Source organism: Thiomicrospira sp., assembly GCF_036568485.1.
Classification (GTDB): domain Bacteria; phylum Pseudomonadota; class Gammaproteobacteria; order Thiomicrospirales; family Thiomicrospiraceae; genus Thiomicrospira.
Genome location: NZ_DATCSL010000119.1, coordinates 1 through 18,020, shown reverse-complemented (window position 1 = coordinate 18,020; position 18,020 = coordinate 1). Strand labels below are relative to the sequence as shown.

The 18,020-nt window shown below is 42.1% G+C and carries 11 protein-coding genes; 6 read left to right on the top strand and 5 right to left on the bottom strand.

The window, feature by feature from the left end; translation table 11 throughout:
• Nucleotides 1-1,344: 1,344 nt before the first annotated feature.
• Together VIM91_RS11055 and VIM91_RS11050 are read right to left on the bottom strand one after the other, a co-directional pair.
• Complete coding sequence (locus tag VIM91_RS11055) at nt 1,345-4,956, bottom strand: hypothetical protein (RefSeq protein WP_331864871.1); 3,612 nt, start codon at nt 4,954-4,956, stop codon at nt 1,345-1,347.
• Nucleotides 4,956-7,664, bottom strand: coding sequence for a hypothetical protein (locus VIM91_RS11050; RefSeq protein WP_331864870.1), 2,709 nt, complete (start codon nt 7,662-7,664; stop codon nt 4,956-4,958). Before VIM91_RS11050 ends, VIM91_RS11055 begins: the two co-directional genes overlap by 1 nt.
• Before the next feature lie 500 nt (nt 7,665-8,164).
• Between VIM91_RS11050 and VIM91_RS11045 the strand changes: the two genes are divergently transcribed.
• Complete coding sequence (locus tag VIM91_RS11045) at nt 8,165-9,283, top strand: MBL fold metallo-hydrolase (RefSeq protein ID WP_331864869.1); 1,119 nt, start codon at nt 8,165-8,167, stop codon at nt 9,281-9,283.
• On the opposite strand, the gene VIM91_RS11040 is transcribed toward VIM91_RS11045, so the two are convergent.
• From VIM91_RS11040 to VIM91_RS11030, 3 genes are all read right to left on the bottom strand, one after another.
• On the bottom strand, nt 9,280-9,780 hold the full coding sequence (locus VIM91_RS11040) for a CIA30 family protein (protein ID WP_331864868.1): 501 nt from the start codon (nt 9,778-9,780) through the stop codon (nt 9,280-9,282). The genes VIM91_RS11045 and VIM91_RS11040 overlap by 4 nt on opposite strands.
• Nucleotides 9,781-9,919: 139 nt before the next feature.
• Nucleotides 9,920-10,948, bottom strand: coding sequence for a sensor domain-containing diguanylate cyclase (locus tag VIM91_RS11035; RefSeq protein WP_331864867.1), 1,029 nt, complete (start codon nt 10,946-10,948; stop codon nt 9,920-9,922).
• Between the two features lie 122 nt (nt 10,949-11,070).
• Nucleotides 11,071-11,733 carry a cupin domain-containing protein gene (locus VIM91_RS11030; protein WP_331864866.1) on the bottom strand — a complete coding sequence of 221 codons (663 nt, stop codon included), beginning with the start codon at nt 11,731-11,733 and terminating at the stop codon, nt 11,071-11,073.
• A 130-nt stretch (nt 11,734-11,863) separates the two neighbouring features.
• Here VIM91_RS11030 and VIM91_RS11025 point away from each other — a divergent pair, with 130 nt between their 5' ends.
• The 5 genes from VIM91_RS11025 to VIM91_RS11005 all read left to right on the top strand — a co-directional run bounded on the left by VIM91_RS11025 (nt 11,864) and on the right by VIM91_RS11005 (nt 17,875).
• Nucleotides 11,864-12,967 carry an alkene reductase gene (locus VIM91_RS11025; RefSeq protein WP_331864865.1) on the top strand — a complete coding sequence of 368 codons (1,104 nt, stop codon included), beginning with the start codon at nt 11,864-11,866 and terminating at the stop codon, nt 12,965-12,967.
• A gap of 125 nt (nt 12,968-13,092) precedes the next feature.
• Nucleotides 13,093-13,626: an outer membrane protein gene (locus VIM91_RS11020; protein ID WP_331864864.1), complete on the top strand. Its 534-nt coding sequence runs from the start codon at nt 13,093-13,095 to the stop codon at nt 13,624-13,626.
• A gap of 28 nt (nt 13,627-13,654) precedes the next feature.
• A complete protein-coding gene (locus VIM91_RS11015) occupies nt 13,655-14,455 on the top strand; it encodes a class III extradiol ring-cleavage dioxygenase (protein ID WP_331864863.1) in 801 nt (266 codons plus the stop codon).
• A gap of 94 nt (nt 14,456-14,549) precedes the next feature.
• Nucleotides 14,550-16,703 carry a 5-histidylcysteine sulfoxide synthase gene (gene ovoA / locus VIM91_RS11010; protein WP_331864862.1) on the top strand — a complete coding sequence of 718 codons (2,154 nt, stop codon included), beginning with the start codon at nt 14,550-14,552 and terminating at the stop codon, nt 16,701-16,703.
• The gene (locus VIM91_RS11005) at nt 16,700-17,875 is read left to right on the top strand and encodes a PatB family C-S lyase (RefSeq protein ID WP_331864861.1); all 1,176 of its coding nucleotides are present in this window, start codon (nt 16,700-16,702) and stop codon (nt 17,873-17,875) included. The genes ovoA and VIM91_RS11005 overlap by 4 nt, the downstream gene beginning before the upstream one ends.
• Nucleotides 17,876-18,020 lie beyond the last annotated feature (145 nt).

Genomic DNA, 18,020 nt, shown 5'->3' with positions numbered 1-18,020 from the left:
TCAGTGACAAGCGCGACCGCTTCTTGTTTAAATTCTTTGGTGTAAGTTTTATAAACTCGCTTCTGACTCATAACCACTCCTAGATTCGACAACATCTATTGTCTCTCATTGAAGTGTCCGTTTCTATTAGACCAGTTCATTATTTGAATGTTAGATTGAGACATGGTATCTACAAACCCCAACTATTTACAAAAGCAGTGATTTTGAACACCATCTAAACCCAGTAATCATAAGGGCTGGTGGCACTTGACCATTCAGATGCGCCGTAATGACTATTGGTGCTGTACGATCCCGAACTATTTACAAAAGCAGTGATTTTTAACACCCCGCAAGCCCAGTAACCATAGGGCTGGTGGCACTTGACCATTCAGATGCGCCGTGCCGACTATTAATGGCGTACGATGCGGAAGTATTTATAAAAGCAGTTATTTGTAACCTTACAAGTATGCATTCACAAGGAAATATGCGTGATTCAAGCTCAAAAAATATATAAATACACCAAAATAAAATTAAATAGTATTTACAGAAGCAGTTAAAAACCCATTAATAAACAGTATTTTACGATCTTTTTCTAAATTTTTGCCCTAAATTTAACCGAGAACACTCGCTACCGATTCCCAATAATTGCTGCTATGGCTCCAATCATTTCACTGGTTTGAAACGTACGACCCCCGAACTATTCACAAAAGAAGTGATTTTTAACACCCTCTAAACCCAATCGCTATAAGGGTTGGCGGCACTTGACCATTCAGATGTGCCGTCAAAGTATTTAGATGCGCCGTGGCAACCATTGGTGGAGTACGATGCGGAAGTATTTATAATAGCAGTGGTTTTTAACCTTATAAGCATGTACTCACAAGGAAATATGCGTAATTCAAGCTCAAAAAACATATAAATACACCAAAATAAAATTAAATAGTATTTACAGAAGCAGTTAAAAAGACATTAATAAACAATATGTTACGAGCGTTTTCTAAATTTTTACCCTAAATTTAACCAAGAACACTCGCTACCGATTCCCAATAATTGCTGTTATGGCTCCAATCATTTCACTGATTGGTGGCGTACGATCCCGAACTATTTACAAAAGCAGTGACTTTTAACACCCCGAAAACCCAGTAGCCATAAGGGCTGGTGGCACTTTACCATTCATATGCGCCGTGGCAACCATTGGTGGCGTACAATCCCGAACTATTTACAGAAGCAGTGATTTTTAACACCCCGCAAACTCAGTAACCATAAGGGCTGATGGTGCTTGAGCATTCAGATGCGCCGTCAAAAATACTTAATGTTAAAGGTTTAACTGGGAATATAAAGAGTATATATTTTATACAGGCATTTTTATTAAAGTGGTTGGTTGCGAAATCTCATATAGCTATCGATCATCATAAGCAAAAAGTAATTTTCAGATGCCTTGGAACGGGTTTTATTGCTGTTCTCAAGCTTAATGATCAGCCTTCCGTTTGGGTTCAAAACTCGACTGCTTAGAACGCACTGATCATTAAGCATTTTTTTTGTTAAGCCTAATTTATTCCGCCAGTCCTCTATCGTCACATGATTAGATTTTGGGGGCTGAAATTTAAAACTTAATGGAATATTTAGCTTCGCGCAAAGCTTTAAGATGTCAGGTGCTTCATTGAAGTGATGACAAATCAGATCAAACTCTTTAACTCTGGGAAGAATGGTGCTTGTTGTTTTTTCGAGCTTAGTTGTGATTCGACCAACAAAGTGGGTTATTAAATGTCTTGGATGTTCAAAGGTATCACTGTCAAAAAAATGCCCATTGATTATGCCTTCGAGCCAATGTTTTGGTAGCTTCTGAATGCCATTTAATAATCTCATCTGTTGATTTTTATGTAAGAGTGGCTTCAGTCTATATTTGGGGTACTGTTTGAAGTGTTCATCGATTCTTTCAGGCTTAAAGTCTAGCAAGGATAGAGCATGTTGTTTTTCTTCTGGATTTAAATCTTCAAATGAAAGTTCGAAAAGCCTAAAAGGTTTTAATTTTCGCAGTTCCTCTAGAGGAGTTAATGATGAAAATTCTATTAGGCTTTTTTGGTTTGTCTGCGATACTTGATTAAGGTGCTGGTTTTTCTTTGATACGGATGGCAGCTCTGGTTTATTTGTTTTAGATTCTGGCCAGGGCATGACTGACTCGAGGAGTATGCGGTGAGGAGGCAGGCCTGTTTTTTTTAATCGCTTATAAAGCGTATTTTTATTGGCCACACTATTTTCAATACCCCAGGCTGTAGTCATAGTTTGTTGAGCTATTTTCATTTGTATAGCGCCTATAACGATATCGGTTAAGTGGATATAGTTTAGTAGCGTTGTGCTTATTGAGCCATGCCCCATTACTTTTTTCAAAAGGTGGGGAGCTTTGTGCAAACTTTCCGGTGTGTGCACCATTTTTTCCCAACGTGTCTTGGCGCTTTTTAAAAAAGCAGCTGTTTGGGGTAAGTGGCTAAAGTACAATTCCTCAATATGTAGATCAAATTGAGCGTTGAGAATCGCTAGCATTTCCCAAGTAGCTTTTGAATGCCGCAAATTATGATATTTAAAATTCTTATCATTAGTAACGGCATGCAATATGTGCATTAACGGTTTTGTCAGCCTTTCAGGAGCTTGTGGTTTTGCAAATTCGTCTACAAAGAAATAGCGTGCCGCGCCCTCATACTTAATTTGCATATCCTGTAAATACTGCTCGATAAAATGTTGCTCGCTCGGATCCAAATGCTCTTCAATATGAAAAAGACGTTCTGCGTTCACCGTTTTAAGCTTTCGATCTTTATGAGGCTTAATAAATAAGTTGGGTTGCTCTGGATCAAAAACCCAATTTTTTGAGAGAAGGTGAAGCGATTCCCCGCGTCTTAAGTCAAGTCTAAATCCAAGTATCAGCAGTATGGCACTTTGTCTGTATGGAATTGCAAAGCGAGTTTCCGTTTCTTTTTCATAGCTTTTGATCATCAGATTCAAAGCTTCATTGTATTCTTCAAACGTCAGAATATTGGCGTCCACCTTAAAAGCCGGACGTTTAACGTCGCCAAATAATTCTTCGTAGTCGGGTATGGGAGAGGCCTTTTTGACGTTTACGAACCAGTCTTCAAAAAACTTTAGGTAGTAGAGAAAGCGCTCTTTCTTAATATCTTCTTGCTCAAGAGCTTGTAGGTAAAACGCCTGGCGTGTCTCACTGTTCGTATTAGATAAGTCTGAAGTGCCCAATTCAATGATCAGCGCCAGCCCAAAAGCATCAATATGCACTAGTGTTTGAGAGGGCGATAGAGCATGACCATAGACGGTTTTATCAACTTTTTCTTTAGCATATTGAGCAATTAACTTTTCAGTGGGTGTCGCTTGTGGGTTTTGGATCAATCGCGTGATTTTTAACTGTATTCCTTTTCTTATCGCATATTCGCGCTCAGCCGGGATATGATGGACATTAAGATAATTACGCAGTTTTTGCCAGATTACGGAGCGGGGGCGTCTTTTATGTCCTGCTAGGTTCTGCTCTGAAAAACCAGAAAGCTCGGCTTCATCTTGAACATGAAGCTTAAGTCGCAGAACTCTTTGTCGAGCCGAGTTGATGAGAGGGTGGGATTTTAAGTCCTTAAATGCCAAGGCACCTATTAAGCCAAAAAAATGGCCTTGTAATAAAAGATAGTTTTTTATGCTGTGTTTCCAGCTTTTAAAGCCTTCGAGCTTTAGCGTGTTTTTAGAAATGCCTAATTTTTTATAAAAAACGTCTGAACTAAATACCATTTTTAAATGGTATGGTCGTTTTTGCTGAGAACATAGACGGTAGTATTGGCGCAGATAAAATTCCGTTAAAGGTGAAATCAAAACTTCTTGTGCAAATTGATTAGGTAATTCAATCCTGACTATGATCTGCTCGCCAAGTCTTTCAAGAAGTTCGGGGGTGTTGAGGTGTTCTAAAACACGAATAAATGTAGCCTCGTTAAGCACAAGACTGTCCCTCATTAAGCTAACATTTACCATTACTTCGATAAAGTGGAGATCGTCTTTCCAAGTCTTGTATGACTTATCAATGTGGAGAAGCGCTTTTTCAGTTCTAAGTGCGCGCTGCCATTCGTTTTCATTAGCAAAGGGGTTGGTTTCTTGAAATGGGATTACCAATGTGTTGATAAGACATAGATCCCATATACCTTGTACATTTCCAAAATTAATCAGGAGGTTTGCAGCGGTGATGAACTCTTCAGCTTCTTGATATGAGAGCTTGTAATGGTCGAGGGCAAATTTTACAAGGGTTGACCCAAGCGCAGTACAAAACTCTGCCTTTAGTTGATCCTGTATTTTATTACGCAGGGCATTTTGTTCTTCTAAGCTTTTGTTTGGCAAGATATGGGGAGCATTGATCTGCTGATTAAAAATTTCATTTGTGAAGGCTGAAACATCAAGGCGCGATTTATAGAAGTTAGACTTATCCGTGAACTCTAGATTTTCTTCAAATGGCGCCACTCTATGATCAACTCCAGCACATACATGAAGCCATGCGTTATACATGAGAGCCACAGCGGAGGTTTGCGTTAGAGTGGTTAGCCCTATATGGTCTTTTGTATCTGGATTTTGCTCAATATCTGACTGATTTGCTGATAATAAGGCATTAAAGAATCGTATGTTCTGTTTAAGCTGTTCATCAATGAAGTTCTTCAAGGTTTTGAGGGCAATAGGGTTTATTAAAAGGCCTTCATTCCAGTCCCCAGACCAAAACTCCAACAGGCTATGATGAAATAGGTTTAAGTAGCGATTTTGAACTTTGATGGCTTTTTGACCAAGGAGGTAAGACTCAAGAGTAGATTGCTTTTTATAGGATAATAAGTTTTTAGTTGGGGGCAGTTGTTCCAGTCTTTTTTTTAGTAAGGCCATCGTGGTTTTTGAACCTTGCCTTTTTGTTTTGAACTGGTTGGTATTGAGTAAAGTTCGTTGTTTGAAAATACTCATTAGTGCTTACCTATCATCAAGGCTCTAAATTCGAGTTCTTCTAATATTGTAGGTATGTGTTGGCGCATAATTTTATAGTAGGCCTGTTGGTTAAAAATACTTGTCTGACCCCAGGGTTGGGTGCCTTTTATCCAGTGACCGAGGTAAGCATCTATAAAGTAGCCGGGTACGTTTTTTTCATATAGTCGTCCTCTAAGATAGTGACGATTTAAATTAGTTTTTAGCTGCTTAAGCAATTCAAGTGTGAATGAGTCTTCGCTACTGATTAATGTATGGAAATCTTGAAATTGAGCAGAAAAAGTATCGCGTGCTTTTACACGAGTATACGCGTGAATTTTAATATTATTTGCAGCAGTACTGGTTAAGTAAAAAAGTTGGTTGCTTGAAGCGATGCCTCTATTCTTCTGACTCAACAATTTGTTTTTTGTGAAATGCGTGAGTAGTTTCCGTCTAATGTAGTAGTAGCCTGTGAGACTTTGTTGTAAATCAGGTGGTACATAGACTATGCGAGTATTAAAGCCATCAAAAAGGTTTTTGTCATTGACCCGACACAGGCCTTGCAAGCTTATGTCAGAGAGTTCAATCATTGGATCGGTCACATTTCTCATAGCACAAGAAAAGGCGACAAAAAGATCCATGTAAATACTAAGGGCATTAAACCTCATGCATAATTCATCTACTGGCATGGTTCTAAAATTTATTGGTTCTATAGTTAAGCGATGAAAAGTGCTTCTTAATAGGTTTGTAATTGAGCTAAAAGCCTCTGCAGATACAAAAAAAGGTGAGCCAATTCGTTCGGGTTTTCGATGATAGCCAAGGTATTGCTTTACTGGGATGTGAAGATACCGACTACAATGGATTTCAAAAACACGTTGAACTTTTCTTATAGGTGCAGATGCATAATGTTTTTGAGTGCTCTGTAAACCTTGTTCGGTAGCAGTGAAGATCGACATTAGCCAAGCATCCCCCGACACTAAAAAACTGTAATCACGTTGCACATCAGACAGTAATTCTTTGAAGGTGTTATTTGTATTCAAATGCTTAAGATATTGATTTATCGTGCTTTGAACGGGAAGTGACAAGACCTTTTTGTCTTGGGCATAGTCTTCTAATAATGACAAAACTAGATTTTTTAAAATGGAGTGGATATCTTCATCGAGCTGGAGTCTCATTTGAGATACAGTTGTAGGCATATAAAGCGCTGGGTCAGCAAGGTAGGCTCGGTGATTGTAGTTTGGAAAGCTGAGCATGATGCTTCTGTAGTCTTCAGCTAGAACTACTGAGGTAATAGGAATTTGGGTTGTTTGTTTGAGGTAAATATTTTTTAAGTGGCGTCCGATTAGTAGTGTCATAAGCAGTGAGAGCAAGGTATTCCTTGTTTCACTAGAGTATTCATAACGTTTGCCGTTTGCACAGTCTTCCGCACAACTAGCTATTTTTTTCATAAGAAGCTGAATGGTGCTCGCCGGAATTCGAGATTTAAGATTTTGGTTGTAAAAATTGATGTGGTTAATTGCGCGTTTTCCAAGGGTGATTTTGGCGATCGGGTTTTGCACTTCACATGGCGGTATTTGGGGACAAGCGATTTCAGCGGATTGATTCTCCTCGCCTAAATCATCGCCGTACTCAAAGTAACCCCAGGGCACCGAAGTTGTTTTGTGTAAAAATCGTACGCTTTTGGTTAGAGTGCTTGAGTCGTCGACATCGGTACTGGAATACTGAAAGTATTCCGTTAAGTTCGAATCCTTTCCCATAATTACGAGGCCAACAGCTTTTGCATACTTTGACTTCTCAGATGCGCCGTTGCTTGTTTTGTTCCTCTTATACAGAGGTGTCACTGGAGCCTTGAAAACGGATCTGATGAATTTAACCGCCTCTTGAACTTGTTCAGGAGAAAGTTGTTCAGGATCACTACTTTTATTTACGGTTATAGATAACTCATTTTCAAGATCGGTGACATCTTTTGATGCTTCAGGTTTAAGCACATCGTTAAGTATTTCAGGGGTATTGAGCTGATCAAGTTTGGCGGCAATGTTGAAGTGTTGATAGTATTTTTTGTTGATTGATTTTTTAAGAGCTTTAGAAAGCTCGTAACGATTTATATATTTCTCGTTCCCATCAAAGACGTCTGCGCTATTCGTTAGAACTATAAAAATTTGTGCTTTGATAAAGTTCAGAAATTTTAAAGCGTTTTGAAGAGAAGCATCTTCAATCAGTATCGCATCTGAGATATATGGAAAAAAAAGGCTACTATATAAAGAATGGTTCTTTTTTTTGTATCCATGCCACAAGTTGCCATTTATGAAACTTTCAATTTGCTCATCAGATAGACCTTCCGATAAAACGTGGTTATGAGCACTAACGATAGGCATGTACGCCTCGAAGTAAAGCTGAGCATTGTTATCGTCGTTTGACGGGTACTGCTTTTGAATCGTTGAGCGCATCCATTCAGCAGTTTCGATGTGCTTTTGGAATTCGGAGTAGTTTGGAAGCCCAATTCTTAAAAAAGGACGAAGATCAATTAAGCGGCTAAGAATATCTACTAATAGGAAGCCGTTGTCAGGAGCCATGATCAAGTCTTTAAGCTGATCAAGTTTGTCACTGTAATTTGGATAACAGTTTTTTAGCTCATCCCAGATCGCCAATTGGGCGGCTTTAGGTTTGCGTAAATTTACCACTAAGTTTTGTCCTGAAATCCTTATTTTCAATAGATTTCATTTTCCTATTTGTGGGTCTTTATGTCAAAATTTTGCTATTAATTTTTGGTCGTTAATTTACAAATAATTGCTTTAAATTAGGATGATTGGCTCATGGTTTTAGCGTCTAAGCCAGTATTTAAAGCATTTTAGGTGGTTTTTGATGAGGTGAGGTATGTTGCGGTATTTATAGGGAAATGGATTTTCAATCGCTCTACCAACTGAGCTATGCAGCCATTCTTTAAGTCGGCGTATTATAGATAGGGGCTTGCCGACTGTCAAATACTATTTGAAAAAGATTGATGAAAATCGCGCGCGATTAGGCTAGACCAAATTTAGCAAAAAATTCTGGATTATTGGGGTCGTTTTAAAGAGTAAAAATGCTTCCAGCATTTGTTACGCATAGCGCTTGGTAGGCTAGTTAGGATAAAAGTAACCATACTATTTGCATGTTTTCTGGATACAAAATGCGATATTGTAAAAACATGTCTTTAATTTAAAACGGAGCTAGCATGACCTTAAATAAAAAATCAGTTATTGCATTATTGAGTGCGGGCATTGGTCTTTCATTCGTTATGAACGCCAATTCGTTCGAAGATAGTTGGTCTAAGCCGATTAAACAGCATGCTCAACAGATTGATGATGCCGCACTGAGTCAGTCTTTAAAGCAGTATGCCAGTGAATATGAACGCTTGTTCAAAAAACAGGGTTATATCGGTCAGAAGCTCAATATCCCGCCAATTCAGGTTGTATCTGAGGGAGTGTTTTTTGTCAAAGGCGCGCTTATGTGGGGCACGCTGGAAAATCATGGTTTAAACAATAACATCACGGCTGTTGAGTTGGATTCGGGCGTTTTTGTTTATAACACCGGTTCAAACCCAGCGGTGGCTTACAGTTTTCATCAAGCTTTGAAAAAACACACGAATAAACCCGTTCAATGGTTGGCGGCAGAAAACTATCAATCTCATGCGAATCTTGGCGGCAGTTATTGGCATGCTCAAGGTGTAAAACATATTTACTCACAAAAACAAGCCGCTGATTTTTGGCACAAAAAAGGTTTTGATAATGCGATCAGACGGGTGAATCAATACAATCCATTTTTAGCCGAAGCGGCGCAAAATATTGGCGAACAATATCTAACGTTTGAGGATAAGTTGATTGTTAATTCGGGTACGGGGGATGAATTTCATTTAATAAACTTTGGTGGCGGTCATACACCCACTATGACCGGTGCGTTTATACCGTCAAAAAATATTCTTTTTACCGGCGATTTGGGTTTTGTTGAGCGCCTACCAGGCCTGCTAGATGATTCTTCCTATTCAGAATGGATGACCTCGTTTGAAGCCATGGTGAACTATGCTAAAAAACATTCACCAGATGTGAATAAGATGCTGGTGATTCCTGGTCATGGTGGCGCAACCACCTTGCCAGAATTAATCGCACAGACCTATGACTATTTTGAGGACCTTAAAACCACGGTAGATCAAGCCATAAACCAAGGTTTAAGCGGGTCGGAGTTTGAAAAAGCGGTGGATATGCCTAATTATCACCATCGCCCTATGTATAACCAACTTTATCTTCGTAATGCTCAAAGCGTATATGAAGAACGAACGGCAGGGTCGGTTGATTAAGTATTGAAAAGACCCAACTCGCGAACACATAGGTTGACCGAACCTGCTTGGCCAATGGCCAAGAGGCCAAAACGCGTTAGCTGTTTTAAGTTTAAGGGAATGCCGGTACGATAAGGCACAAACTGTTCAAAACGCCAATAGTCTGTGCGCCATTCAGCCGCTGGAAACACTGTGTTTTTATAGGATTGCCAAGGTTGGCGTAATTCGTTTGTCTTTAAGTGAGCGGCAACAGCGGGTGCGTCACCACGCCAAGTCAGGTAGATGCCATCAAAATTCGCTAAATCATGCATGCCTGATAAATCAAATTGCATCTGAATAAAGCCACCGTTATTTTCCAAGCTAACTTGACCCTGCAAACACGTAACCCAGGCTGCATTTTCTTGGTGTTGAACGACCTGACCTTGCGAATGGCCGCCCATGACTTGATCGGATACAAAATCCCATGCCATAACGGTATCTGGTGCGAGAGGGTCTAGGGGGTAAAGTCGATAATGCATAAATGAATCCTAAGGCTTAAAGCGTTGTCTGTAGTCTAAGTTGCACCGAGCAGCTACATTAATGATTGCAAACTATTGAGTTTAACCAAGGTGGTGGTGGCTTGCAATTTTAAAGGATGGCATTTCTATCGCTAGGCGGCTAGGTTGCGTGATTAGGCCAGCTTAAACAAACCACATGCTTCGATGCCAGTGCCTTGGCTTGATAGAGGGCCTTATCAGCTAATAACAACATATCTTCATGTAGGCCAGTTTGGCTGTGGGCAATGCCGATACTTAAACCGGTTTTAATGGTTTGATCAGTTAAAACGGTTTGATCAATAAGCGCGTTCGAAAACTCGGATTGAAGACGGTTTGCCAAGGTTTGGCAGCCATTTAAATTAGTATCGGGCAATACCAAGATAAATTCATCGCCCCCCGCTCGGCTAGCAAAGTCAGATTCTCGGATAAGTCTGCGCAACAAATCCGATAAAGTGCAAAGCACCTGGTCTCCTAAATCGTGACCGTAGTGGTCATTGAGTTGTTTAAACTGATCGATGTCTATGGCCAAAATAGCGGAATTTTGTGGGCGTTTTTCAGTTTGATCAAGTGAGTCTTTCCAGCAACGCGCAAAGCCTCGTCGGTTATAAAGTTCGGTGAGCGGGTCGGTTTCGGCGAGTTTTTTTAAATTCTGTGTTTGCTGATCGGCCTGCTCAAGTTTTTGTTGCATCTTGACCAGGTGTTGCCATTGACCGATTTGGTAGGAAATTGCTTTGGCTATTAAATTAAGTTTACTTAAATCGTCTTCACTAAGTGATTGGCGGCGCGTACTGGCACCGCACAAACTGCCGATTAGGTTTTGCTTGTAATTAACGGGTAAGGCAAAGAAGGTTTTCATACCCAGATCGGCGCCGGTACTCAACGGAAAAAGTTGGTCAATTTGATCGGAAACCACTTGCTCTTCATTAAAAATCAAGCGACACATAGAATCCGACCAATCCACTTCGGCCCCTTCCTTTAAAGCTAAGGCGCCATCGGTATGTAATACGATCACCTTTTGGTTAGACAAAACGGGGTCAATATAAGTAACAAAAATAGTTTCTAAGCTTGTGAATTCTTTAATTAACTCTAATAAAGGCCGCATCGCCTCTTGAAGCTGGATAAATTGTTGCTCGAGATTAGCATGATTCATTATGGTGCTTCTTAGATCGTTAAATTTAGGTTGTCCTTAAATTTATCACTAGATGTTTAAAAAACCAAGCAAAATACTCGGAAATGCAAGTCTCTTAGCAATAGGACTTAATTCTCAGTTATTTATAAGTGGCCCGTTTTTACAAGAATCAAAGTATCCACCTCTACATAAGGATTATGCGAACTTAAATGCGGGCTTCTTAACCAGCTGCCTTTTGGATAACGGCCATGCTCATCAATAAACTCGCCATCAATCACCCAAATTTCTTCGCCGCCATAATGACGGTGTGGTTGGAAATGTTCGCCTGCAGGCCAAAATACCAACGCAGTATGTTCGGTCGAAAAATGGTGCAAACTCATGACTTTTAAACCGCCAATACCCGGTGACCAAGGTTGGCTTTTGGTATCTATCACCAGACGTTGGTTATCACCCGGCGCAAACTGGTCGAGTTTAACAAACAGTAAACAACCGGGATCTGAATGGGGGATATGTTTTGAGCCAGGTGGGTTACGAATATAAGTGCCAGCCGGGTAGTCACCATATTGATCTGAAAATACGCCATCCAACACAAATATTTCTTCCCCTTGCGGATGGCTATGTTCTGGAAAGGCGGCGCCGGGCATAAATTCTACCAAACTGCTGGTTCGCCCCGATTCAGCTTGTTCACGCTCTAGAGGTTTGCGCACCACGCCATCGGCTCGACTGCCTTGCCAGGCCATTTGATTGGTGTCGATAATGACTTTTTGAGTTAAATCAAGGTTGAGAGAATGGTTTGTATCAGTCATGTGGCACCTAATTAAGTTTAATTAATTTACTTATATCATCATGTTTGAAACACATGTGTACAATTTTTGTATATTATTAGAGCACAGAAGTTTAAACCTAATCAATAAATCAAATTTAAAAGGAGACGATATGCAGCATTTATTATCATGCTTAAAAATGGGCAACGTCACGTTACCTAATCGTGTTGTTATGGCGCCTTTAACGCGCTCACGCGCGGCGCAGCCAGGTGATGTACCCCAAGCGTTAAATGCTGAGTACTACACTCAGCGCGCAACCGCCGGTTTGATCGTTACTGAGGCTACTCAAGTGTCTCGTCAAGGTCAGGGTTATGCACTAACGCCGGGTTTGTATACTGATGCGCAAGAAGCGGGTTGGAAAAAAGTGGTCGATGCAGTGCATGCTGAAAACGGTCATATCTCATTGCAACTTTGGCATGTCGGGCGGATATCTCATTCGTTATTACAAGAAAATAATGCGGCGCCGGTTGCCCCATCGGCCATTCAAGCATCCAATAGCCAGTGTTTTGTGATACACCCAGATGGTACCCCTGAGCAAGCGACTTGTGATAAACCTAGAGCATTAGATTTATCGGAAATTCCGGGTATTGTCGATCAATATCGCCAGGCGGCGATTCGTGGCAAACGTGCGGGCTTTGATTTTTTTGAAGTGCATGCGGCAAATGGTTATTTATTGCATCAGTTTTTATCGACCAATACAAATCAGCGAACCGATATTTATGGCGGCCCGATAGAAAACCGTGCGCGTCTGATTTTAGAAGTGTTAGATGCGGTGATTGAAGTCGTGGGCGCAGATAAAGTGGGCGTGCGCTTATCGCCAAACTTTGTGGCACATGACATAGCGGATCAGGAGTCAGAACAAAGTGCTTTGTATTTAGCTAAGGCTTTTAAGCAACGTGCTATTGCCTATCTGCATATTGCAGAGCCGGATTGGGCGGGTGGTGAGCCATTAACCGAATCATTCCGTCAGTCGTTACGTGAAGCCTTTTCAGGGTGCTTAATTTGGTGTGGTAACTACACGGCTGATACGGCAGAGGCGGCGATTAAGTCAGGCATAGCGGATGCGATCGCATTCGGCCGAGCCTATATTGCAAATCCAGACTTGGTTGAACGTTTCCGTTTGGATGCACCACTTAATAAACCCGATCCATCTACCTTTTATGGCGGCGGCGCGGAAGGCTATACCGACTATCCATTTTTGTCATCCAATACCTAGCTTAAATCCGTTAAGTTAAATTAAGGCGCAGTTTTGCGCCTTTTTTATAGGCGAAAGTTTTGTCGTTACGGCGGGGTGGATTTGACATAATAGTTAATTAAGTGGGGTTTATTAGGAGCACAGACATGCAACGCGGCTTAATTTTGGCGAGTTTATTCACACTTTTGGCTTGGTCTGGCTTAGCGAGCGCACAAAACTTTGTGTTGCTGGGCACACAAAACATGCAACTTGAAACTAATCGGGGAGCAACATTTGATTTGCCGGGTTTGCGCTTAATGTTTGGGCGTTATGATTATCGTGGTGAAACCACACATCGGGCTTATTATAAAGGCCTGTTTATGTGGGAAAACGAATCAGGGTTGAAACAGTCAGCCAATTTTAACGGGCTGGGTTACGATGTGATTTTTAATCTACATCGACATGTGCGTCCTTATATCGGTGGCAGCTTAGGTTATGCGCAATATCGTTATTCGGATGCGATTGGGCGAGATTCAGATGGCGGATTCGCGGCCGGTTATCAGCTTGGTGTGGATTTTTCGCTTAACCCTTATCTAAGCGTTGACGTGGGTTATGAATATTTAGCCACGGATTTGGTATTAGATCGTGCCCAAATCGATAACTTTTCAGCTTTGAGCTTTATGTTGGTGTTGAAGTTTTAATCCACTCTGCTTGAATAAGGAGGCTGTGATGAGTCCTAAAAAATTACCGGCTTGGTTTATCGGGCACGGTGCGCCAACTTTCTTGCTGTCGGACAATGCGGCTCGGCGATTTTGGAAAAGTTTGCCCGCCGTATTAGCTAGTCAAACATCCCAGAAACCGCGCGCCATTTTATCTATTTCGGCACATTGGCAAACCTCTAATCTCTGTTTTTCCGGGCAGGTCGCTGAGCCAATAATTCAGCATGATTTTTCTGGTTTTCCGGCCGAGCTGTATGACATCCGTTGGCCGCTGCCTTCAGGGCTAGAGGTTGGGCAGGATTTACTCGCGCAGTTTCAGACGCTGGGTCTGCAGGTGGAGTCTGACCCGAGTTATCCACTGGATCATGGCAGCTGGGTGCCACTAAGAGAAGCTTGGCCAAAACCAGAGATTCCGGTTTTTCAGTTGTCTATCTGTCCGCAAAAAGGTACGCGATGGCATTATGAATTGGGGCAAAAACTAGCATTTTTACGAGAGCAAGGTGTATTGATTATTGCCAACGGTGGCATCAGCCATAATCTACGCAAGATTCATTGGCGCATGGCGGAGGACGAAGCAGTAGATTGGGCACAGCAATTTATGCAAGCGTTTGAAACCGCATTGAAAAATCAGGATATTGACGCTTTATTAGACCCAATGAGTTTGCCATTTGGTGCTCAGGCCGTGCCGACATTGGATCATTATCTACCGTTTTTGGTGTTTGCTGGTTTAACCGAGGATTTGGCGACAGAAACACTGTATCAAGGCTGGATGTACGGTAGCTTGGCGTGTCATGCCTATAGTACGATTTAATAAACATTTGTACTATTTGCTTATATCGCCATGATGTTTTTGTATAGATCATGTATTATATTTAAACATTAGTTATACAAATTTGGAGTGGATTATGGGGACGGGGTTAAGTCGCGCGGATTTAATTGCGCAGCCAGTGTATTTGGATCGCGGTGAAGTGGCGGCCAAGCGCGCTGAAATTAAACGTTATTTTAACCTGACCTGCGACAGCTATGAGTCTTTGTTTGATACGTTAAAAACCGAGGATGCGTTTTACGCGCGGCCTTGTTCGTTACGCCATCCGTTGATTTTTTATTTTGGTCATACCGCCACCTTTTTTACTAACAAACTGGTGTTAGCGAAACTCTTGCCGGAGCGCATTAATCCCAAAATTGAGTCAATGTGTGCGATTGGTGTGGATGAGATGTCATGGGATGATTTGAACGATGCACACTATGACTGGCCTAGCGTGGGCGAGGTTCGCGCTTATCGTAATCAAGTACGTGAAGCGGTGAATGATCTAATTGATCGAGTCGAATTTAGTTTGCCGATTGATTGGCAAAGCCCAATGTGGCCAATCATGATGGGCATAGAGCATGAACGTATTCACTTGGAAACCTCATCGGTATTGATTCGCCAGTTGGATTTAGACCAGGTGCAAGCTTCTGACTTGTTTCCGATCTGTCCAGATCAGGGTGAAGCCCCCGAGTTGAATCCTTTGATAAGTGTGCCGGCCGGTAAAGTCGAAATCGCACATCAGGATCCGGCGCCGCTTTATGGCTGGGATAACGAGTATGGTCATCATCATGCCGAAGTAGCGGCGTTTCAGGCGAGTCAATATTTAGTATCAAACCGAGAGTTTTTAGCTTTTGTTGAAGATGATGGCTACGAACGTGCTGAGTTTTGGGATGATGAAGGTAATCGCTGGCGTCAATTCAGCCCATTAAAGCATCCTAGCTTTTGGGTCAATCGCACGGAAGGCGACCACCAGGCCTGGTACTTGCGCTGCATGACCGAAGAAATTCCAATGCCGTGGAGTTGGCCAGTTGAAGTCAACTATTTAGAAGCCGCCGCGTTTTGTAACTGGAAAGCCAGTCAAACCGGGCGGCCAATTCGCTTACCAAGTGAAGACGAATATTTGCGTTTGCGTGACCATAGTCAGGCGCAAGATAAACAAGATCAAGCAAATTTAAACCTACAAAAATTTGCCTCATCGGTGCCGGTTAATCAATGTGAAATGAATGGCTTTTATGATGTGATCGGCAATGTTTGGCAATGGACCATGACGCCGATGTATCCTTACGAAGGCTTTAAAGTGCATCCGCTGTATGACGACTTTACCACCCCTACTTTTGATAACCAACATAACTTATTTAAAGGGGGTAGTTGGATTTCGACCGGTAATGAAATTAACGGATCATCTCGGTATGCCTTTCGTCGTCATTTTTTCCAACACGCGGGTTTTCGCTATATTGAATCGGATGCGCCGGTGCAAACCGAATTTTCGACCTACGAAACCGACAGCTTGGTTTCGCAGTATTGTGAGTTTCATTATGGCGACGAAACCTTTGGTGTTGCCAACTTTGCTAAATCTTATGCCGATTTAGCGATTGAATTAGCCCAGTCGGATATCGATTTAGCCAAGCGTTTGTCACTTAGTGTGTTGGAGGTCGGCTGTTCGGTCGGCCGCGCCAGCTTTGAGCTCGCTAAATATTTTGATCACGTCACCGGGCTCGACTTTTCAGCGCGATTTATTCATGTTGCCAACCAATTAAAGCAGACGGGATCGGTGCTCTATACCTTGCCAATTGAAGGCGAGATTATGGATTTTAAAGAGCGCAAACTGGCTGACTTAGGTTTGCAAGCTTCTGCCACTAAGTGTGAATTTTTACAACAAGACGCCAGCAATATGAAGCCGCATTTTAAAGGCTACGATATGATCGTAGCGGCCAACCTGATTGACCGTTTGTATGATCCTGCTAAGTTTTTAACAGAGGTCGCTGCGCGCCTAAACCCAGGCGGGCTATTACTCATTACATCGCCTTATTCCTGGTCAGAGCAAGCGACAGTCAAAGCCAACTGGTTGGGTGGTTATAAAGATAGTCAATCGGGCGAAAATGTCACGACCTTAGAAGGGTTACACCGTCTTTTAGATGCGGATTTTACGCGCGTGCGCGAGCCGTTTGATATGGCATTTGTGATTCGTGAAACCGCGCGTAAATACCAGCATACCTTGGCGGAAGTGACGATCTGGAAAAAAATGTCATGACGATTAATTTTAATCAGCCGATTTCTCGCTTAGGCACGCAGGCTGAAAAATATGAGGCACGTGCGACCGTTTTTGGGCGTGAAGATGTTTTGCCAATGTGGGTGGCGGATATGGATTTGCCGACACCGCCGTTTATTATCGATGCCCTCAAACAACGCTTAAATCACCCGATTCTGGGATATAGCACTATGCCAGCGTCGATGTTTCAGGCCATTGTGGATTGGCAAGTACAACACGGCTATGTGATCCAAGCCGAGCAGATTCGGCTGACACATAATGTCGCCAACGGTTTGTTTTTAGCGGTACAAGCCTTCACCAGGCCTGGTGATAAGGTGTTAATTCAACCGCCAATTTATCCGCCGTTTTTTAAAGCCGCCACATTTAATGATCGACAACTGGCACTCGCGCCTTTGGTGTTGGTGCAGAATCAATATCAAATTGACTTTGTCGAGTTTGAGCGCCAAATTCAGCAGCAATCGGTGCGTTTATTTTTATTGTGCAATCCACACAATCCGGCTGGGCGAGTGTGGTCTGGTAGTGAATTGCGTCAAATGGCTGAGATCTGCCTTAAACATCATGTTATTATGGTGTCGGATGAAATCCATTCTGATCTAATTTACGAAGGTTTTCATCACACGCCTTTAGCTTCGATTTCGGATGAAATTGCGCAACAAACCATTACCTTAAGCTCTCCTGGCAAAACCTTTAACTTAGCGGGTTTGCAGATCGGCTATGCGATTATTGCTAATCCCAAGCTGCGTGAGGCGTTTTCCCACACCTTAGCGGCTGCCAAAATTGAAGATTTAAACCTGTTCGGAATGGTCGCGTTAGAAGCTGCTTATTCGTCGGAAGGCCGCGCTTGGAAACGCGATTTAATGACGCATTTTCAAACGAATCTTGAGTATTTACAGTTATTTTTAGCGGAACATTTTCCGCAAGTTAAACTGATTCGACCGCAAGCGTCCTATTTAGCTTGGTTGGATTTTCGGGAGCTTTTTTCAGATCATCCAGCCCTTAAAAACTGGTTAATTCATGAAGCAAAATTAGGTTTAAATGATGGCGAATCTTATGGTGAAGCAGGTTCGGGCTTTATGCGTATGAACATCGCCGCACCTCAATCTACCTTAGAGCAAGCGTTTCGCCAACTGGTCCAAGCCAAGTCTGCACTATAACGCATTTAAGTGTCGCGTTCGCCACCACCAGGCCTGGTGCTTCGTGGGTTGGGCTGTCATAATGATGCTTTTAATTAAGAAATAATCTTATGACCGTTTTGCTCACGCAATACAGCCACGGCGCAGGTTGTGGTTGCAAAATTTC